This is a genomic window from Limnospira fusiformis SAG 85.79 (genome assembly GCF_012516315.1).
Lineage (GTDB): Bacteria > Cyanobacteriota > Cyanobacteriia > Cyanobacteriales > Microcoleaceae > Limnospira > Limnospira fusiformis.
Map to the genome: position 1 here is coordinate 2,932,669 of NZ_CP051185.1, position 20,068 is coordinate 2,952,736.

The following is a 20,068-nucleotide window of genomic DNA, read 5'->3' on the forward strand; positions in this document are numbered from 1 at the left end:
AATGTCACTATCTCCATTATTTAAAAGTATAGCGTCAACCTCCCCGAAAGTCAACCCACCCCCCAAAAAAAGGTCGATTTTTTTAACCCTGAAAGTTTGATTTTTTAATCAAGATTGCGATCGCCCCCGGTTCAGGGGTTGACATGGCTGCGGAAATTGTTTACAATTACTATAGTAATGCTAGATAATGGAAATATTACCTTTTAACCGAAAAATGTCACTATCTCCATTATTTAAAAGTATAGCGTCAACCTCCCCGAAAGTCAACCCACCCCCCAAAAAAAGGTCGATTTTTTTAACCCTGAAAGTTTGATTTTTTAATCAAGATTGCGATCGCCCCCGGTTCAGGGGTTGACAGGGCTGCGGAAATTGTTTACAATTACTATAGTAATGCTAAATAATGGAAATATTACCTTTTAACTGAAAAATGTCACTATCTCCATTATTTAAAAGTATAGCGTCAACCTCCCCGAAAGTCAACCCACCCCCCAAAAAAAGGTCGATTTTTTTAACCCTGAAAGTTTGATTTTTTAATCAAGATTGCGATCGCCCCCGGTTCAGGGGTTGACAGGGCTGCGGAAATTGTTTACAATTACTATAGTAATGCTAAATAATGGAAATATTACCTTTTAACTGAAAAATGTCACTATCTCCATTATTTAAAAGTATAGCGTCAACCTCCCCGAAAGTCAACCCACCCCCCAAAAAAAGGTCGATTTTTTTAACCCTGAAAGTTTGATTTTTTAATCAAGTTGCGATCGCCCCCGGCTCAGGGGTTGACAGGGCTGCGGAAATTGTTTATAATCACTATAGTAATGCTAGATAATGGAAATATTACCTTTTAACCGAAAAATGTCACTATCTCCATTATTTAAAAGTATAGCGTCAACCTCCCCGAAAGTCAACCCACCCCCCAAAAAAAGGTCGATTTTTTTAACCCTGAAAGTTTGATTTTTTAATCAAGATTGCGATCGCCCCCGGTTCAGGGGTTGACAGGGCTGCGGAAATTGTTTATAATTACTATAGTAATGCTAAATAATGGAAATATTACCTTTTAACCGAAAAATGTCACTATCTCCATTATTTAAAAGTATAGCGTCAACCTCCCCGAAAGTCAACCCACCCCCAAAAAAAGGTCGATTTTTTTAACATTTCTTAACAACTTGATTTTTTAATCAACTCCCCCCGCATAGCTAAACAGGCTGTTCCGTAGGCGGCTTGGGTGTGTGGAGAAGGGAGTACAGGGACTCGGAGATGATGGTGGCGAATAGTAGTCCAGGTGGAATTTTTGGCCCCACCGCCAGCAGTATAGACGCGCTGGAGAGGACTTGCGCCTAGGTTTTGTAAAAGTTGATAACCTTGAGACTCAATACGGGCGATCGCATTTAGTAAGCCATGGAGAAATTCTACATCATTACTGGGGCGAGGTTCAAGACGGGGTAACAAATTGGGGTCATTGATAGGAAAGCGATCGCCCGGTTGCAATAGGGGATAATAATCTAGGAGAGTGGGAGTGTTAGGATTAATCTGGCGGCTGAGGCTTTCCAATTGGCGATCGCTAAAAAAGTGTCGCAATATGGCACCCCCCGTATTAGAAGCGCCGCCAGTCAGCCACAAATCACCAAACCTGTGGCTGTAAATGCCATATTTAGCAACATTGATAGCGGTAGGACTTAACAGCTTTAACACCAGGGTTGAACCTAGGGAAGTGACAGCCTCCCCAGGGGAACTAGCACCGGAGGCTATGAAAGCGGCGATGCTATCTGTAGTTCCGGCTCTAATTATACAATCTGGGCGCAATCGAAAGCGATCGCTTAATTGTCGATTAATAGGGCTAATACAGGTTCCTGGGGTCAGGACTTTTGGCAAAATCGGCGTAAATTTACCCCCCCATTTAATAGCCTCTAACAACCACGACTGATAGCAAAGATTCACCACATCATAGCCGAGTTTGAGACTATTATGATGGTCACTAATACCCAACTTATCATGTAATAAAAATCCTAGCCAGTCTGCTTGATGCAAAAAATATAACTTTCCGGGTGGCGGCGGGGTAAGATTTTCTTGCCACCAGAGTAGTTTGACCAAGCTAGAGGTACTACTCAAAACCGGATTGTCTGGGGGTGCGATCGCTTTTAGTCTCTCCACAATAGCCTGATCACAACTGTGATTATAAGCGAGCGGTGCGGTGACCGGATTCCCCATCTCATCACATAATAACACTGTAGCAGAAGTACCATTAATGGCGATCGATCTAATCTGAGAACATAAATCTTTAGGAATTTGATTGAGTAACTCAAATAACCCATTTTTCCAGAGTTTCGGTGATTCCATAGTCACCAATGATTCCTTCCAGGTACAAACCCCCTCTGCATGAACCCCTCCCAGGGTATCAATCACTACTGAACGAGCCCCAGAAGTACCAAAATCTATACCTAAAAATAGATTCATAATAAATGTCAGTGATTAACAATAAGCAACTCGCAAAGTGGTACAATTATATATTTGTGTCTTCACAATTATATTAAGTTTTGCAAAAAAATCTTGATTTTCATAGTTAACCCTAGACTTTTGCGGGTCAAACAGCTATAAATTAATAACCCGTGGTAGCATCTCGAATTAGATCAACCATTGGTCAACTTTTTTTTCAAATACTGAATTAGGAGATGAAATGGATACAATTGCCTACAATCATCTAGTCTCTAGCTATGAGTCTCCCCAGCAGTTCAACCTCAGCGACAACTTGATTCTGTTTCGGGGTGTTAACTGGAGTAAAGTTTCTACTACCTGCTTAATGCCAATTATCGGTGCAGCCATTGGTTTGTCAATTTTGGGTTCCACCAGCGCCGCCCAAGCCTCCATCTACTATGGTTCCTCTGGCAACCATGTGGTACAATTGCAGAACGCCTTAGCTAATCATGGCTACTTCCGCGCGCGGTCTACCGGCTATTTTGGTTCAATTACCAAGCACTCCGTTAAAGCCTTTCAGCGTGACTATGGGTTGGTAGCAGATGGCATTGTTGGTCCCGCCACAGCTTCCGCTTTGGGACTCCATTGCTACACCTCCTGCTATGTTAAATCTCCTCCCAAACGCCATTATGGCTATCATGCAGCCAGTCACCGCCCCCGTCGTGGTCGTGGCTACCATAAATCCCTGTCCCACGGTGACAGTTGTTCCCGAGTTACTAACTTGCAACATAAACTAGCTTACTACGGTTATTTCCACGCGCGCGCCACCGGATATTTTGGTCCAATTACCACCAAAGCAGTTAAAGCCTTCCAGCGTGACTACGGCTTGAGAGTTGATGGTGTGGCGGGTCCGGCTACCTTGGCGGCTTTGGGAATGTAGGATTTCCTCAAAATTTGGTTTAATTATTATCGACAAGCCTACATCGTTTTGGTGTAGGTTTTATTTGTTGAAGGTGCGAGGTTCTTGTGAAAATATTAGTTGTTGGAAACGGTGGTAGAGAACACGCCTTAGCTTGGACACTCACTCAGTCAGAAACAGTCCAACAGGTTATCTGTACTCCCGGAAATGGCGGGACTGCTACCCTAACCAAATGTCAAAATCGAAATATCCCGGTTGAGGATATCCCGGCTATTGTTGCTTTGGCTAAAGATGAAGCTATTGATTTGGTGGTCGTCGGTCCAGAAGTGCCCCTGGCTTTGGGTATTGCAGATGAACTTACTAAAAATCATGTTAAAGTATTTGGACCCGGACGTGAAGGCGCAAAATTAGAAGCGAGTAAGTCCTGGGCTAAAGATTTGATGTTAGCAGCAGGAGTCCCTACCGCCACGGGGGCTGTATTTACTGACCCCCAAGCTGCTAAAGACTATATTACTCAAGTTCCCATTGTTATTAAAGCTGATGGACTCGCGGCGGGAAAAGGGGTTATTGTTGCTACTAGCCTGGAAATGGCTGATTCGGCTATTACCTCCATTTCTCAGGGAGAATTTGGTCAAGATAATTGCCAAATTGTGATCGAGGAGTTTCTACAGGGTCAAGAGGTCTCGGTTTTAGCTATTACTGATGGTAAAACTATTCGCCCCCTAATTCCGGCTCAAGATCATAAACCTATTGGAGAAGGTGACACGGGACCTAATACTGGCGGTATGGGTGCTTATGCGCCTACCCCCCTGGTCTCTGATACGTTAATGGTGAAAATACAACGGGAGGTTCTTGAACCTACTTTACAGGAACTTCAAAACCGGGGAATTGATTATTGTGGTATTATCTATGCGGGATTGATGATTACCCCTGACGGTGATTTAATGGTTCTGGAGTTTAACTGTAGATTTGGAGACCCGGAAACTCAGGCTGTACTCCTCATGTTAGATACTCCCCTAGACCAGATTTTAACAGCTTGTTGCGATCGCCGTCTGGCAGAACTTCCCCCTATTCGTTGGAAACCCGGAGTTTCCCTATGTGTGGTTTTGGCTTCCTGTGGTTATCCGGGAACTTATCCAAAAGGTAAGCTGATTACTGGTATTGACGCAGCATCAGCCTTGGGTGCTAAAGTATTTCATGCCGGAACTCGCCTGGTCGATGGACAAATAATCACCGACGGGGGCAGAGTTTTGGGTGTAACCGCTATCGGTGACACTGTAGAAACTGCTATCACCAATGCTTATCAGGCTGTGGACTGCATTAACTTTGACGGAATGTACTGTCGCCGAGATATTGGTTTTAGACTCCGACAAAGCCAAAATTAATCAATTATGTACAGCCTTAACAAAACTTAACTCCAATTTTTGCTAAACTGTGGTAGAGAATCTGGCGATCGTCTACGCTAGATACTGATAAGCAGTTCCCCAACCCAGAACCGTACAAGATGCTGGCAATTCTCACCAAACTTCCAGAAATTCTCAGAAATTGGTGGTCTGAGTTTACCCTACAAACCCGACTCATGGCGGGAGCTACCCTGGTGGTGTCCCTATTGATGAGCGGTTTAACCTTTTGGGCCGTTAATACCATTCAGCAAGACGCTCGTCTTAATGATACCCGCTATGGTCGAGATTTGGGCTTACTTTTAGCCGCTAATGTCGCCCCTATGATTGCTGAAAATAATCGGGAAGAGGTAGCCCGTTTCTCCCGTCAGTTCTACACCAGCACCTCTAGTGTGCGATATATGCTCTATGCTGACCCCGACGGCGAGATTTTCCTCGGTCTCCCCTTTTCTGATTCCGCAGTCCAGAACTCCCTCACCCTGCGACGACGGATGCAACTGCCGGAAAATTTTCTCGCCAGTGTCGAAGCGAGGGATTATTCCGCTTTACCTATGGTGCGCCAGCATCTTACCCCTGGGGGTCAAATAACAGATGTATTTGTTCCCCTAATGCACGATGACAAATATCTGGGAATTTTGGCGATCGGTATTAATCCTAATCCCACCGTTGTCGTCTCCTCTAACTTAACTCGTGACGTTACCTTAGCAGTTTTCGTCTCTATCTGGGTTATGGTAATTTTAGGGGCGGTTTTTAATGCCCTAACCATTACTCAGCCGATTAAAGAACTACTAATGGGAGTCAAAAATATAGCTGCTGGTAACTTTAGACAACGCATTGATTTACCCTTTGGCGGTGAATTGGGAGAACTCATATTGAGTTTTAATGAAATGGCAGAACGCCTGGAAAGCTACGACGAACAAAATATCGAAGAGTTGACCGCCGAAAAAGCCAAGCTAGAAACTCTGGTTTCAACTATTGCAGATGGTGCAGTTTTAATAGATGCTGAACTTAATCTAATTCTCGTCAACCCGACCGCGCGTCGCCTCTTTGGGTGGGAACGTCAAAGCGTCATTTCTGAAAACGTTTTAACCTATCTTCCCGCACCAGTATTACAAGAACTATCTCAACCATTACAAAAAATTGCCTCTGGAAACCTAGAAGGAGGAGAATTTCGCTGTTCTCTCACTGAACCAAATAATCGCACTCTCCGCATTCTTCTCACCACAGTTTTACTACATAAATCCCCCGGTGTAGAACCCCTCTGCGCTAGTTGTATCTATGACCACGATAATAGTTGCACCTCCCCCCAAAGACCCCAAGCTAATGAATGTACATTCTACAATCAAGATGCCACCGTCAAAAATCAGGAAAACTATCGGGAAAGTTTAAAAGGCATTGCTATGACTATTCAGGATATCACCCGAGAAGTCGAACTAAATGACGCTAAAAGCCAGTTTATCAGTAACGTTTCCCATGAGTTGAGAACACCTTTATTTAACATTAAATCCTTTATCGAAACTCTCCACGACTATGGCGATGATTTAAGCGAAGAAGAACGTCGAGAATTTTTAGAAACCGCTAACCATGAAACTGACCGCCTTACCCGTCTAGTTAATGACGTTTTAGATTTATCTCGCCTTGAGTCCTGTCGTATTTATCACCTGGAACCTGTTGATATTGCTCATCCTATTGAACAAACCCTACGGACTTATCAACTCAATGCGCGAGATAAGGGAATTGAATTGAGTAAAGAGGTAGAACCATTACTACCAGCCGTTAGAGGTCACTTTGATTTGTTGTTACAAGTCCTCACTAACTTGGTCGGAAATTCCCTCAAATTTACCGAAGCTGGCGGAAGAGTAATAATTCGTGCCTATTTATTAGATGATAGCCATCATATCTCCCTGGCTGAGAGTCGAGAAGCAGCCGAAATTGAACGGGGAGGTTGGATTATGTCTCCACCACCACCTCGACCTTTAGATAGGCATATTTCCCACAATTCACAACTATATCAGAGAGTGGTACGCATCGAGGTTTCTGATACCGGAAGCGGTATTGCTTCGGAAGACCAAGAAGCTGTTTTTACTCGATTCTTTAGAGTCGAAAATCGAGTGCATACCTTGGAAGGGACGGGCTTGGGTTTATCTATTGTTAGGAATATTATTGAAAAGCACAATTCTCAGGTACATTTGGTTAGTGAGTTGGGAGTGGGAACTACCTTCTGGTTTGATTTGGCTGTCTACCAGGAAGACCAACAAAATTTGATTCCTGATGTGGTCGCACCAGCTATGGAGTTCCTATCATGAACTATTATCCCCCCTGTCTACGCAATCATCCAATATGCACAAAATGTCGATTTTGTCAAGATGTCGATTTTGGGCTTCCTCTCCGTAGCCTAAAATTGGTGCATCGGGATTTTTTAAAATTGCTCAGAGAATAATTATTTGGGCGATAGAATAGGGGTTATAGCCCCTATTTTTACAAATAGACACAGCAAAACCTTGGGTGCGATTTACTCTAGCCTACCATAACCCCTATAATCTCGTCAATATTTTGAGATAAATTATCAATAAAAATGTATTAATTCTTAACAAACTTGGTAAAATTAAAACTCTTGGCAGCGATACATTAGTAAAACTTAACTTAAATTAGCCAAATTGCGACGATAAATACACAGGACACTGACTGGTATAATCTCAACCATTACCCAGAGTATAGAATCATCAAGATAATAATGGTAGCCAAAAACATTAGCCCCTTGGCCGGAAAAATCGCCCCAGGTGATATCTTGGAAAATATCGATCGCCTTATTGAGCAATATTATTCAGTGCGTCCAGATCCCAACAATCCTCAACAGCAAGTAAGTTTCGGTACATCTGGACACCGGGGATGTTCGGCTAACGGCACTTTTAACGAAGACCATATCCTAGCGGTTACTCAAGCGACGGTAGAATATCGCCGCCACCAAGGCATTACGGGTCCCCTGTATATGGGTCACGACTCCCACGCTTTATCTGAACCGGCGCAAAAAACCGCCCTAGAAGTTTTAGCAGCCAACCAAGTAGAAACCTACATAGCCACAGAGGAAGGAAATGGCAAATTTACCCCCACCCCGGCGGTTTCCCATGCCATTCTCACCTACAACCGCCAACGTACAGAAGGTTTAGCGGACGGTATTATCGTCACCCCCTCCCATAATCCCCCCTCGGACGGTGGCTTTAAATACAATCCCCCCTCTGGCGGTCCGGCAGGTCCGGAAATCACCAAATGGATTCAACAACGGGCTAATCAAATCCTGGCTGATGGTAATCGCGCGGTAAGTCGCAGCCCTTACAATCAGGCATTATACGCCAGCACTACTCACAGTTTTGACTTCATTACCCCATATATTGCTGACCTGGAAAATATTATTGATATGGCAGCAATTCGGGAATCAGGAATTAAAATAGGTGTTGACCCATTGGGGGGTTCTAATATTGGTTATTGGGAACCTATTGCAGAACGTTATGGGTTAAATTTGACTATAGTCAATCCTACAGTTGACCCGACTTTTGGGTTTATGACTGTAGACTGGGATGGGAAAATTCGCATGGACTGTTCCTCTCCTTATGCTATGGCGAATTTGGTTAAACTCAAAGATGATTATGATATCGCTTTTGGGAATGATACGGACTCAGACCGACATGGTATTGTTACCCCTAGCATGGGATTAATGAACCCTAATCATTTCCTGTCTGTGGCTATTTGGTATTTATTCACTAATCGACAAGGCTGGAGTCCTGAAAGTGCGATCGGGAAAACTTTAGTTAGCAGTAGTTTGATTGACCGGGTAGCTAAGGATATTAATCGCCAACTTTGTGAGGTTCCTGTAGGCTTTAAATGGTTTGTAGATGGCTTGCTAGACGGTTCTTTGGGTTTTGGCGGTGAAGAAAGCGCTGGCGCATCTTTCCTGCGAATGGATGGCACAGTTTGGACTACTGATAAAGATGGGATTATTATGGATTTACTGGCGGCGGAAATTACGGCTAAAACTGGTAAAGACCCTGGTATGCACTATAAAGACATGACTGAACGTTTGGGTCGCGCCTACTATTCCCGTATTGATTCTGCTGCTAATTCTGAACAAAAAGCACGCCTCAGTAAGTTATCTCCAGAAGATGTGAAAGTATCAACTTTGGCGGGTGATCCAATCGTGGCTAAAATGACTAATGCACCGGGAAATAATGCGGCTATAGGTGGTTTAAAAGTTACGACGGAACAAGGTTGGTTTGCTGCACGTCCATCGGGTACAGAAGATGTCTATAAAATCTATGCGGAAAGTTTTAAGGGGGAAGAACATTTGAATCAGATTATTTCGGAAGCACAAAAAATTGTGAGTGACACCTTTTAATAATTAATCAATTTTCCTGAGAAGCTGGGTTTTTAAAAACTTTTTTCCCAATTCTACCCGGCTTCTCAAGTCCTGGTAGTCTGATGATTATCTCAAGTTACTTCGTCACTCCCAGTCTTCCCAGAAATGGCTAACCCTAACACCTGCCAAGGTTGCATCTTTCGGTCAAAAACCCCAACCCTTTCCTCCAATAAGTTGACGGCATAGTTGACCTGGACTCCTAAACTATTCTCGAATTCCAATACTCCCCCACTTCCTTGACACTCATAACCTCGTATAATCCAAGTCTGGTGGTCTAAGTGCGATCGCTTCACAGCCATTAACACAAAATTACTAGCACTAAAACCTAAAAAACTCCGACAGGACTCACCACCAGTTATCCCCACATTAGATAACTCTAAAACCCTCACCTGTAGCGGCTGATTAAACTCATAACCTCGTCGCACAGTTTCCCCCTGTCGCCAATCACCTAAATGGGGGTAAATACCATAACTAAACTCATGAACACCTACATCAGCTTTCGGGTCGGGCCATAAAGAACCCCGTAGCAAACTTAAACCAATTTCATCTGGCTTAAAATCATATCCATACTTACAATCATTTAGCAATGATACACCATAATTACCATCACTCAGACTCCCCCAATTTAAAGCAGGAACTTCCCATTTGGATTTGTCAAAATTTGTCTGGGGTTCGGTCTTTCTCTCCATTACACCACAAGGGATTTCATAACTCAGTAAATCTGCATTTATAGACAATGGAAAATAACCCTTCATTAACACATGATTCTCTCGCCACTCTACTCGACACTCAACCCGTAAAATTGGCGACCCTATCGATAAAACATAATCTTGACAAAACCGAGAGTTATTAAATCTCTTGAAAACTCGCAACCTCCCGCGTAGATAACCTTTTTCGACAAACTCAATTGACTCTAGTTGCGGACTATCTAAGGGATACTTATGATAATTGGGGTCAATATTCCAAGCATCCCAATATTGTCCCTGGTCTCGAAACAGTCGCCATTGATGTCCGGGATATGTCAAGACTTCCCGACTATTGACTTTATCAAAAATCTCGATTAAGTCTCCTGTTTCTCCCGACACTTTTACCCGTAAATACTGATTCTCAAATTCCCAATTTTCGGAATTTTTACGATTAGTATTGACATCTAAACGGGAACCTGATATAGTGTAGTAAAGTCGGAAAAGGTGCGCGCATATAAGGTCATTTTTCGGCTCAAACCCTTGATTCATGGGTGTTTCAGGGGATTTAGGCACTAACCAGAAACAGCGATAACCGACTGACGGCACATCAGTTGCAAAAAACAGCAATTCAGACCGACCTGAAACCCGCACCAGTTGGGAATTTAAGGCATTTCCAGTGCTTTCGCAAACATCCCAACTTCCCTGGGGGGGTAATGGGACTTGGACAATTTCGGAACGAGTCCAATTGAGGGGGTTAAAGACGACAATGGGTATAGCTTGAGGTTGTGGGGGGTAAGGGAGAGAAATGGAAGAAGCGATCGCATCTAATGCTCTATTTTCAGCATCTCCAGCGGTTGTCGCGGCTGCCTGCCAACCCCGGTTAGCATCCTCATAGACCTCAGCAATAGCGGACCCTGGGAGGATATCATGAAACTGATTAAACAAAACCCCCTTCCATGCCTCTTCTAAGGTCGCCTGGGGAACTTCAAACCCGGTCACGATAGAAGCGACAGCGGACCACAACTCAGCCCGATAGAGCAACCCTTCGCACAAACGATTCCAACGCTTTTGGTCAGCGTGGGTAGTATAGCAACCTCGATGAAACTCGAGATATAACTCATCATTCCACACTGGAAGATTGGGTAAATCACCCAGCCCATCCAAATAATCGACGGCGGACATAAAACGCAAATCAGGAAACAGAGGAGACGATCGCCAACGACGGATGACCTCCAGCATTTCCCGCGTCGGACCGCCGCCATGATCGCCAACTCCTGGCAACCATAAACACTCATTTAAGCCAGTTTGAGACTCCCACTCAATGCCATAGTTTACTAACTTGAGGGGTTCGACATTTTCCCCAATTGGTGCAGACATCAAACTGACAATTTCGGTACCGTTCAAACCTCGCCAACGAAAACAACCATAGGGAAAGACTGTTGTATCATTCCACCGCAACTTTTGAGTCGCAAAAAAATCAATCCTTCCCAGAGTCAGCAACTGGGGAAGTTGCCAAGAAAAACCAAAACTATCGGGTAGCCAAGCTATACGGGAGACTTCCCCAAACTGATCAGCGACATAATATTGACCATAGAGAATTTGGCGAACAATTGACTCCCCAGAAACGGTATTTAATTCGGGTTCAACCCATAAACCAGCGGCGACCTCCCAACGCTTCTGGGAAATCCGATTTTGGATTAACTTAAACAAATCGGGTCTATTTTCCTCAAGCCAAGCATATAGCGCGGGGGTAGAATGAGTAAAAATCAACTCAGGAAAATCATCCTGTAAAGCGAGGACGGACTCAAAGGTTTTAATGGCGACCGACCAAGTTTCGGCGACTGACCATAGCCAAGCCAAGTCTAAATGAGCATGACCTAAAAACCTAAACTTAACTAACTTTAAATCCGCACAGGTATCCCAACACTCTCGCAGACGGAATAACTCGGACATAAATAAATGGCGATCGCCTACAATATCCCAATTTATCCTACTAACGGCTTCCCCTAACTCCTGCCACCTTTGGGGAGAGAGGAGGGGGAAAACTTGTGCGCGACTTGTCAACTCCAACTCATCAATATTTCCCTTCAGCAGATAACTAGAGTAAACCGCCAACTCGTCGCCAATAAAACCCGGATCAATATCTCCAACTTTTCCGGCTTGGTAGACACAACTAGAGGCTACCAAAGCACCTCGATCATGAGGGGGACTTACCAACCTTAAAAAGATCCTAAACTTGGTGGAAGGTAAGACGGACTCGGACAAAACGATCGCTGTCCTACAATCAAATAAATCTCCCGACTGTACCAAACTACCATTAACATAAACTTCAGCCAACTGTGCCCACCAAACCAAACTCAATTTCAAGCATAAACCCTCCAACCTATACCCCCCTAAATTAGCGGGAATATTAACCTCCTGGGCTAACCACAAAACTTTCCCCCCCTCAGACCAAGCTACATGACCCCGATCATTCAAATCCACGAAGGACCAATCACGCCACCCCTGGTTCATTTGTGGGGAAATATCTCCCTCATGAAACCGCCACCGTCTCTGAAGATCGGATCTGGTCATCTCCCGCAATCTGGCGATCGCCTGATTAATCACAACACGACTATCATCAGAACTAGATAAACTCATGTTCAGCCATCAACCACTCAACTAACAAACATCATGACTTATCCTATTGGCTCTTGCCTATTCCCTGTAAGTTGCTGTACAATGGGAGGCACGAGCTATTAATAACCACCAAAACCATCTCTTAGCATAACTTGAGCCTATATGTCCTCAGCCCACTCCGGTCCCTATAAAAGCCGCCTGTTTAACTTCCTCCTGAGCAACTATCAGCAATTTAGTGATGCTTGCGATCGCACTTGGCGGAATATTCGCTACGCGACCAGCGCCACCACCCAAATTTTACTTTATCCGATTTATCTAATTCTCCAAAATACTCCTCTGAGCAACTTTACACTTCCCACCCCCAAAGTCTCACCATCATTACCCTCCGCAGAAACCACGGCGAAGGAGAACCCCCAACCACAACCATCATCTCACCCTACTCTACTTTTAGCGATCGACAACACGATCGCAGAAATTGAACCTCAAATCAAACCGGTCGCCACGACGCTTTTCCATAACTTCCACCTATGGATATTTTCGACCCTCAATTATTTACTCAAAGAACCCACCGATAATCTCAACCCCTCTCTAAGGGTATCGGTACCACTTCCAGATCCTTGGAAAACCTCAAAGCCACCTTTACCTTTAACCAATTCTCAACCTCAATTTAGATTAAACTCGACTTCCCCCAAGACTCGGACTCCTCAACTTCCCCCCAGTCAAACTCTCCCTAATTTTCCCAAGTTAGAATCACAAATACTGGAACAATTAAACCACCATCAAGGATCACAACTACAACTAGCGACTTCCCCTAACACCCCCCTCACAGAAGGCGGTAGCATAGCCTATTCTCAAAAACGAGAGGTAGAAGATAAACCATTATGGTTAGAAACACCAGCAGAAGCGATCGGATATGTTAAACATCCCCTACAATCTTTAATTGAATGGTTGGATAGGGTGATAGCGATCGCTGAACAAATTATCATCAAAATAGTTAACTGGTTAAAATCATCCCCACACCTTTCAATTCTCCAAAAATTAGCCCCACCTCGCTCCTAATCACCCTTGACACCTGCCTCCACATCTGCTATTATATTAACGATAGTTCAGACATGGCTATACGCTTGATTCTTTATTCAACACATTACCTCCCAACTCCCACCTTCGACCTGTCAACTCTCGGACTTCCCCCAACTCTCACCCGTCAACTCTCGGACTTCCCAACTTCCCAACTCTCGGACTTTCCCCCAACTCCCACCTCCGACCTGTCAACTCTCGGACTTCCCAACTTCCCAACTTTCCAACTTTCCAACTCTCGGACTTCCCAGCTTTCCAACTCTCCAACTTGAGGACTTCCCCCAACTCCCACCTCGGACCTGTCAACTCTCGGACTTCCCCCAACTCTCACCCGTCAACTCTCGGACTTCCCCCAACTCTCACTCGTCAACTCTCGGACTTCCCACCTGTCAACTCTCGGACCTGTCAACTCTCGGACTTCCCAACTTCCCAACTCTCGGACTTCCCTCAACTCCCACCTCCGACCTGTCAACTCTCAGACCTGTCAACTCCCACCCGTCAACTCTAGGACTTACCCCACCTCTCACCTGTCAACTTTCCAACTCTCGGACTTCCCCCAACTCCCACCTCCGACCTGTCAACTCTCCAACTTGAGGACCTGTCAACTTCCCCACTCTCCGACTTCCCCCAACTCCCACCTCCGACCTGTCAACTCTCGGACTTTCCAACTTCCCAACTTTCCAACTTCCCAACTGTCGGACTTTCCCCCAACTCCGACCTCCGACCTGTCAACTCTCGGACTTACCCCACCTCTCACCTCGGACCTGTCAACTCTCGGACTTCCCCCAACTCTCACTCGTCAACTCTCGGACTTCCCACCTGTCAACTCTCGGACCTGTCAACTCTCGGACTTCCCAACTTCCCAACTCTCGGACTTCCCTCAACTCCCACCTCCGACCTGTCAACTTGAAGACTTGTCAACTTGAGGACTTGTCAACTCTCGGACTTACCCCACCTCGGACCTGTCAACTCTCCAACTCTCGGACTTCCCCAACTCCCACCCGTCAACTCTCGGACTTCCCAACTTCCCAACCTCGGACTTCCCCCAACTCCCACCTCGGACTCGTCAACTCTCCCGGACCTTCCCAACTTCCCAACCTTCTTCCCAACTTTCCAACTTTCCAACTTCCCAACTTTCCACCCAACTGAACTCCCAACTTGAGGGACTTCCCCCAACTCCCACCTCGGACCTGTCAACTCTCGGACTTCCCCCAACTCTCACCCGTCAACTCTCGGACTTCCCCCAACTCTCACCCGTCAACTCTCGGACTTCCCCCAACTCTCACCCGTCAACTCTCGGACCTGTCAACTCTCGGACTTACCCCACCTCCCACCTCGGACCTGTCAACTCTCGGACTTCCCAACTTCCCAACTTCCCAACTTTCCAACTTCCCAACTTTCCAACTCTCGGACTTCCCAGCTTGGAAACTTTCCAACTCTCGGACTTCCCCCAACTCCCACCTCCGACCTGTCAACTTGAAGACCTGTCAACTCCCACCCGTCAACTCTAGGACTTACCCCACCTCTCACCTGTCAACTTTCCAACTCTCGGACTTCCCCCAACTCCCACCTCCGACCTGTCAACTCTCGGACTTTCCAACTTCCCAACTTTCCAACTTCCCAACTGTCGGACTTTCCCCCAACTCCCACCTCCGACCTGTCAACTCTCCAACTTGAGGACCTGTCAACTTCCCCACTCTCCGACTTCCCCCAACTCCGACCTGTCAACTTGAAGACTTGTCAACTTGAGGACTTCCCAACTTTCCAACTGTCGGACTTTCCAATTTCCCCCACCTCGGACTTGTCAACTCTCCAACTCTCGGACTTCCCCCAACTCTCACTCGTCAACTCTCGGACTTCCCACCTGTCAACTCTCGGACCTGTCAACTCTCGGACTTCCCAACTTCCCCACTCTCCGACTTCCCCCAACTCCCACCTCCGACCTGTCAACTTGAAGACCTGTCAACTCCCACCCGTCAACTCTAGGACTTACCCCACCTCTCACCTGTCAACTTTCCAACTCTCGGACTTCCCCCAACTCCCACCTCCGACCTGTCAACTCTCCAACTTGAGGACCTGTCAACTTCCCCACTCTCGGACTTCCCCCAACTCCGACCTGTCAACTTGAAGACTTGTCAACTTGAGGACTTCCCAACTTTCCAACTGTCGGACTTTCCAATTTCCCCCACCTCGGACTTGTCAACTCTCCAACTCTCGGACTTCCCCCAACTCTCACTCGTCAACTCTCGGACTTCCCACCTGTCAACTCTCGGACCTGTCAACTCTCGGACTTCCCAACTTCCCAACTCTCCGACTTCCCCCAACTCCGACCTGTCAACTTGAAGACTTGTCAACTTGAGGACTTCCCAACTTTCCAACTGTCGGACTTTCCAATTTCCCCCACCTCGGACTTGTCAACTCTCCAACTCTCGGACTTCCCCCAACTCTCACTCGTCAACTCTCGGACTTCCCACCTGTCAACTCTCGGACCTGTCAACTCTCGGACTTCCCAACTTCCCAACTCTCGGACTTCCCTCAACTCCCACCTCCGACCTGTCAACTTGAAGACCTGTCAACTCCCACCCGTCAACTCTAGGACTTACCCCACCTCTCACCTGTCAACTTTCCAACTGTCGGACTTTCCCCCAACTCCCACCTCCGACCTGTCAACTCTCCAACTTGAGGACCTGTCCCCAACTCTCGGACTTCCCCAACTCCCAACCCCGACCTGTCAGGACTTCCCCAACTTCACTGACCTGTCCCTTGAAGACTTGTCAACTTCCAACTTGAGGACTGTCAACTTCCCCACTCTCCGACTTCCCCCAACTCCGACTTGTCAACTTGGCTTGTCAACTTGAGGACTTCCCCAACTTTCCAACTGTCGGACTTTCCAATCTCCCGACTTGTCAACCTTCCAACTCTCGGACTTCAACTCAACTCTCGGACTTCCCAACTTCCCAACTCTCCGACTTCCCCAACTCCGACCTGTCAACTTGAAGACTTGTCAACTTGAGGACTATCCCAACTTTCCAACTGTCGGACTTTCCAACTTTCCCCACCTCGGACTTGTCAACTCTCCAACTCTCGGACTTCCCCAACTCCCTCACTCGTCAACTCTCGGACTTCCCACCTGTCAACTCTCGGACCTGTCAACTCTCGGACTTCCCAACTTCCCAACTCTCGGACTTCCCTCAACTCCCACCTCCGACCTGTCAACTTGAAGACCTGTCAACTCCCACCCGTCAACTCTAGGACTTACCCCACCTCTCACCTGTCAACTTTCCAACTGTCAACGACTTTCTCCCCAACTCCCACCTCCACCTGTCAACTGCCAACCCCCCCTCCCAACCTCCAACTTGAGGACTGTCAACTTCCCCACTCTCGGACTTCCCCCAACTCCCACCTCCGACCTGTCAACTCTCGGACTTTCCAACTTCCCAACTTTCCAACTTCCCAACTGTCGGACTTTCCCCCAACTCCCACCTCCGACCTGTCAACTCTCCAACTTGAGGACCTGTCAACTTCCCCACTCTCCGACTTCCCCCAACTCCGACCTGTCAACTTGAAGACTTGTCAACTTGAGGACTTCCCAACTTTCCAACTGTCGGACTTTCCAATTTCCCCCACCTCGGACTTGTCAACTCTCCAACTCTCGGACTTCCCCCAACTCTCACTCGTCAACTCTCGGACTTACCACCTGTCAACTCTCGGACCTGTCAACTCTCGGACTTCCCAACTTCCCAACTCTCGGACTTCCCTCAACTCCCACCTCCGACCTGTCAACTCTCAGACCTGTCAACTCCCACCCGTCAACTCTAGGACTTACCCCACCTCTCACCTGTCAACTTCCCAACTGTCGGACTTTCCCCCAACTCCCACCTCCGACCTGTCAACTCTCCAACTTGAGGACCTGTCAACTTCCCCACTCTCCGACTTCCCCCAACTCCGACCTGTCAACTTGAAGACTTGTCAACTTGAGGACTTCCCAACTTTCCAACTGTCGGACTTTCCAATTTCCCCCACCTCGGACTTGTCAACTCTCCAACTTGAGGACTTCCCCCAACCCTCACTCGTCAACTCTCGGACTTCCCACCTGTCAACTCTCGGACCTGTCAACTCTCGGACTTCCCAACTTCCCAACTCTCGGACTTCCCTCAACTCCCACCTCCGACCTGTCAACTTGAAGACCTGTCAACTCCCACCCGTCAACTCTAGGACTTACCCCACCTCTCACCTGTCAACTTTCCAACTCTCGGACTTCCCCCAACTCCCACCTCCGACCTGTCAACTCTCCAACTTGAGGACCTGTCAACTTCCCCACTCTCGGACTTCCCCCAACTCCCACCTCCGACCTGTCAACTCTCGGACTTTCCAACTTCCCAACTTTCCAACTTCCCAACTGTCGGACTTTCCCCCAACTCCCACCTCCGACCTGTCAACTCTCCAACTTGAGGACCTGTCAACTTCCCCACTCTCCGACTTCCCCCAACTCCGACCTGTCAACTTGAAGACTTGTCAACTTGAGGACTTCCCAACTTTCCAACTGTCGGACTTTCCAATTTCCCCCACCTCGGACTTGTCAACTCTCCAACTCTCGGACTTCCCCCAACTCTCACTCGTCAACTCTCGGACTTCCCACCTGTCAACTCTCGGACCTGTCAACTCTCGGACTTCCCAACTTCCCAACTCTCGGACTTCCCTCAACTCCCACCTCCGACCTGTCAACTTGAAGACTTGTCAACTTGAGGACCTGTCAACTCTCGGACTTACCCCACCTCGGACCTGTCAACTCTCCAACTCTCGGACTTCCCCCAACTCCCACCCGTCAACTCTCGGACTTCCCAACTTTCCAACTTTCCAACTTCCCAACTTCCCAACTTTCCAACTTCCCAACTTCCCAACTTTCCAACTTTCCAACTTCCCAGCTTGGAAACTCTCCAACTGTCGGACTTCCCCCAACTCCCACCTCGGACCTGTCAACTCTCGGACTTCCCCCAACTCTCACCCGTCAACTCTCGGACTTCCCCCAACTCTCACCCGTCAACTCTCGGACTTCCCCCAACTCTCACCCGTCAACTCTCGGACCTGTCAACTCTCGGACTTACCCCACCTCCCACCTCGGACCTGTCAACTCTCGGACTTCCCAACTTCCCCAACCTTCCCAACTTCCCAACTTTCCAACTTCCCAACTTTCCACCCGGACTTCCCAGGAAAGCTTCATCAGACTTTCCCCAACTCCCACCTCCCACCCTCCGACCTGCAACTTAAGACCTGTCAACTCCCACCCTCAACTCTAGGACTTACCCCACCTCTCACCTGTCAACTTTCCAACTCTCGGACTTCCCCCAACTCCCACCTCCGACCTGTCAACTCTCGGACTTTCCAACTTCCCAACTTTCCAACTCCCAACTGTCGGACTTTTTCCACCCAACTCCCACCTCCGACCTGTCAACTCTCACTCCAACCTTGACTTCCCCAACTTCCCCACTCTCCGACTTCCCCCAACTCCGACCTGTCAACTTGAGGACTTGTCAACTTGAGGACTTCCCAACTTTCCCAACTGTCGGACTTCCTCCCCCAATTTCCCCACCTCGGACTTGTCAACTCTCCAACTACGATTCCCCCAACTCTCACAACTCTCGGACTTCCCAACCACCTGCAACTCTCGGACTTCCCACCCGTCAACTCTCGGACTTCCCACCAACTTCCCCACTCTCCACCCCCACTTCCCCCAACTCCCACCTCCGACCTGTCAACTTGAAGACCTGTCAACTCCCACCCGTCAACTCTAGGACTTACCCCACCTCTCACCTGTCAACTTTCCAACTGTCGGACTTTCCCCCACCTCCCACCTCCGACCTGTCAACTCTCCAACTTAGAGGACGTCCCCAACTTCCCCACTCTCGGACTTCCCCCCAACTCCGACCTGTCAACTTGAAGACTTGTCAACTTGAGGACTTCCCAACTTTCCAACTGTCGGACTTTCCAATTTCCCCCACCTCGGACTTGTCAACTCTCCAACTTGAGGACTTCCCCCAACTCTCACTCGTCAACTCTCGGACTTCCCACCTGTCAACTCTCGGACCTGTCAACTCTCGGACTTCCCAACTTCCCAACTCTCGGACTTCCCTCAACTCCCACCTCCGACCTGTCAACTCTCAGACCTGTCAACTCCCACCCGTCAACTCTAGGACTTACCCCACCTCTCACCTGTCAACTTTCCAACTCTCGGACTTCCCCCAACTCCCACCTCCGACCTGTCAACTCTCCAACTTGAGGACCTGTCAACTTCCCCACTCTCGGACTTCCCCCAACTCCCACCTCCGACCTGTCAACTCTCGGACTTTCCAACTTCCCAACTTCCCAACTTCCCAACTTCCCAACTTCCCAACTTTCCAACTCTCGGACTTCCCAGCTAACTACTTCCCTCCCAACTCTCGGACTTCCCCAACTCCCACCTCCGACCTGTCAACTCTCAGACTTCCCAACTTCCCACCCAGTCAACTCTAGAACTTACCCCAACCTCTCAGACCTGTCCACTCTCGGA

Annotated in this window: 19 protein-coding genes; 17 read left to right on the forward strand and 2 right to left on the reverse strand. The window is 47.5% G+C overall.

Annotation, left to right across the window (positions count from 1 at the left end; translation table 11 throughout):
• Positions 1–1,155: 1,155 nt before the first annotated feature.
• Positions 1,156–2,451 (reverse strand): FGGY-family carbohydrate kinase, encoded by a 1,296-nt coding sequence (locus HFV01_RS13805; RefSeq protein ID WP_006625778.1) that lies wholly within the window; start codon positions 2,449–2,451, stop codon positions 1,156–1,158.
• A gap of 220 nt (positions 2,452–2,671) precedes the next feature.
• Here HFV01_RS13805 and HFV01_RS13810 point away from each other — a divergent pair, with 220 nt between their 5' ends.
• From HFV01_RS13810 to pgm, 4 genes are all read left to right on the forward strand, one after another.
• Positions 2,672–3,349: a peptidoglycan-binding domain-containing protein gene (locus HFV01_RS13810; protein ID WP_006625779.1), complete on the forward strand. Its 678-nt coding sequence runs from the start codon at positions 2,672–2,674 to the stop codon at positions 3,347–3,349.
• A gap of 86 nt (positions 3,350–3,435) precedes the next feature.
• Positions 3,436–4,713, forward strand: coding sequence for a phosphoribosylamine--glycine ligase (gene purD, locus HFV01_RS13815; RefSeq protein ID WP_006625780.1), 1,278 nt, complete (start codon positions 3,436–3,438; stop codon positions 4,711–4,713).
• Positions 4,714–4,832: 119 nt separating this feature from the next.
• Complete coding sequence (locus tag HFV01_RS13820; protein WP_006625781.1) at positions 4,833–7,034, forward strand: ATP-binding protein; 2,202 nt, start codon at positions 4,833–4,835, stop codon at positions 7,032–7,034.
• 428 nt (positions 7,035–7,462) lie between these two features.
• Positions 7,463–9,118 carry a phosphoglucomutase (alpha-D-glucose-1,6-bisphosphate-dependent) gene (gene pgm, locus HFV01_RS13825; RefSeq protein ID WP_006669141.1) on the forward strand — a complete coding sequence of 552 codons (1,656 nt, stop codon included), beginning with the start codon at positions 7,463–7,465 and terminating at the stop codon, positions 9,116–9,118.
• A gap of 92 nt (positions 9,119–9,210) precedes the next feature.
• Here the strand turns inward: pgm and HFV01_RS13830 are convergent, their stop codons facing one another.
• Complete coding sequence (locus HFV01_RS13830; protein ID WP_006625784.1) at positions 9,211–12,465, reverse strand: alpha-mannosidase; 3,255 nt, start codon at positions 12,463–12,465, stop codon at positions 9,211–9,213.
• Between the two features lie 141 nt (positions 12,466–12,606).
• Between HFV01_RS13830 and HFV01_RS13835 the strand changes: the two genes are divergently transcribed.
• From HFV01_RS13835 to HFV01_RS13895, 13 genes are all read left to right on the forward strand, one after another.
• Entirely contained in the window at positions 12,607–13,503 is an 897-nt protein-coding gene (locus HFV01_RS13835; RefSeq protein ID WP_006625785.1) for a hypothetical protein, read from the forward strand.
• Between the two features lie 53 nt (positions 13,504–13,556).
• Positions 13,557–13,793 carry a hypothetical protein gene (locus tag HFV01_RS13840; protein WP_157883446.1) on the forward strand — a complete coding sequence of 79 codons (237 nt, stop codon included), beginning with the start codon at positions 13,557–13,559 and terminating at the stop codon, positions 13,791–13,793.
• Positions 13,790–14,029 carry a hypothetical protein gene (locus tag HFV01_RS13845; RefSeq protein WP_157883445.1) on the forward strand — a complete coding sequence of 80 codons (240 nt, stop codon included), beginning with the start codon at positions 13,790–13,792 and terminating at the stop codon, positions 14,027–14,029. The genes HFV01_RS13840 and HFV01_RS13845 overlap by 4 nt, the downstream gene beginning before the upstream one ends.
• Positions 14,030–14,111: 82 nt before the next feature.
• On the forward strand, positions 14,112–14,447 hold the full coding sequence (locus HFV01_RS13850; protein ID WP_193521197.1) for a hypothetical protein: 336 nt from the start codon (positions 14,112–14,114) through the stop codon (positions 14,445–14,447).
• A complete protein-coding gene (locus tag HFV01_RS13855; RefSeq protein WP_193521198.1) occupies positions 14,444–14,683 on the forward strand; it encodes a hypothetical protein in 240 nt (79 codons plus the stop codon). The genes HFV01_RS13850 and HFV01_RS13855 overlap by 4 nt, the downstream gene beginning before the upstream one ends.
• Positions 14,680–15,198: a hypothetical protein gene (locus tag HFV01_RS13860; RefSeq protein WP_193521199.1), complete on the forward strand. Its 519-nt coding sequence runs from the start codon at positions 14,680–14,682 to the stop codon at positions 15,196–15,198. Before HFV01_RS13855 ends, HFV01_RS13860 begins: the two co-directional genes overlap by 4 nt.
• Before the next feature lie 52 nt (positions 15,199–15,250).
• Positions 15,251–15,649 carry a hypothetical protein gene (locus HFV01_RS13865; protein WP_193521200.1) on the forward strand — a complete coding sequence of 133 codons (399 nt, stop codon included), beginning with the start codon at positions 15,251–15,253 and terminating at the stop codon, positions 15,647–15,649.
• On the forward strand, positions 15,646–15,864 hold the full coding sequence (locus HFV01_RS13870; RefSeq protein WP_193521201.1) for a hypothetical protein: 219 nt from the start codon (positions 15,646–15,648) through the stop codon (positions 15,862–15,864). The genes HFV01_RS13865 and HFV01_RS13870 overlap by 4 nt, the downstream gene beginning before the upstream one ends.
• Positions 15,861–16,379 (forward strand): hypothetical protein, encoded by a 519-nt coding sequence (locus HFV01_RS13875; protein ID WP_193521202.1) that lies wholly within the window; start codon positions 15,861–15,863, stop codon positions 16,377–16,379. The genes HFV01_RS13870 and HFV01_RS13875 overlap by 4 nt, the downstream gene beginning before the upstream one ends.
• Positions 16,376–16,534 carry a hypothetical protein gene (locus HFV01_RS13880; protein ID WP_193521203.1) on the forward strand — a complete coding sequence of 53 codons (159 nt, stop codon included), beginning with the start codon at positions 16,376–16,378 and terminating at the stop codon, positions 16,532–16,534. The genes HFV01_RS13875 and HFV01_RS13880 overlap by 4 nt, the downstream gene beginning before the upstream one ends.
• Positions 16,531–16,773: a hypothetical protein gene (locus HFV01_RS13885; protein ID WP_193521204.1), complete on the forward strand. Its 243-nt coding sequence runs from the start codon at positions 16,531–16,533 to the stop codon at positions 16,771–16,773. The genes HFV01_RS13880 and HFV01_RS13885 overlap by 4 nt, the downstream gene beginning before the upstream one ends.
• Positions 16,739–18,991, forward strand: a complete 2,253-nt coding sequence (locus HFV01_RS13890) for a hypothetical protein (RefSeq protein ID WP_193521205.1) — start codon at positions 16,739–16,741, stop codon at positions 18,989–18,991. Before HFV01_RS13885 ends, HFV01_RS13890 begins: the two co-directional genes overlap by 35 nt.
• Positions 18,988–20,031 (forward strand): hypothetical protein, encoded by a 1,044-nt coding sequence (locus HFV01_RS13895; RefSeq protein ID WP_193521206.1) that lies wholly within the window; start codon positions 18,988–18,990, stop codon positions 20,029–20,031. Before HFV01_RS13890 ends, HFV01_RS13895 begins: the two co-directional genes overlap by 4 nt.
• Positions 20,032–20,068 lie beyond the last annotated feature (37 nt).

Bases quoted from the DNA above. Each gene is read 5' to 3' on its own strand.
- HFV01_RS13840 (WP_157883446.1), top strand. From the start codon at position 13,557: ATGGCTATACGCTTGATTCTTTATTCAACACATTACCTCCCAACTCCC.
- HFV01_RS13830 (WP_006625784.1), bottom strand. From the start codon at position 12,465: ATGAGTTTATCTAGTTCTGATGATAGTCGTGTTGTGATTAATCAGGCG.
- pgm (WP_006669141.1), top strand. From the start codon at position 7,463: ATGGTAGCCAAAAACATTAGCCCCTTGGCCGGAAAAATCGCCCCAGGT.
- HFV01_RS13805 (WP_006625778.1), bottom strand. From the start codon at position 2,451: ATGAATCTATTTTTAGGTATAGATTTTGGTACTTCTGGGGCTCGTTCA.
- HFV01_RS13835 (WP_006625785.1), top strand. From the start codon at position 12,607: ATGTCCTCAGCCCACTCCGGTCCCTATAAAAGCCGCCTGTTTAACTTC.
- HFV01_RS13810 (WP_006625779.1), top strand. From the start codon at position 2,672: ATGGATACAATTGCCTACAATCATCTAGTCTCTAGCTATGAGTCTCCC.
- HFV01_RS13820 (WP_006625781.1), top strand. From the start codon at position 4,833: ATGCTGGCAATTCTCACCAAACTTCCAGAAATTCTCAGAAATTGGTGG.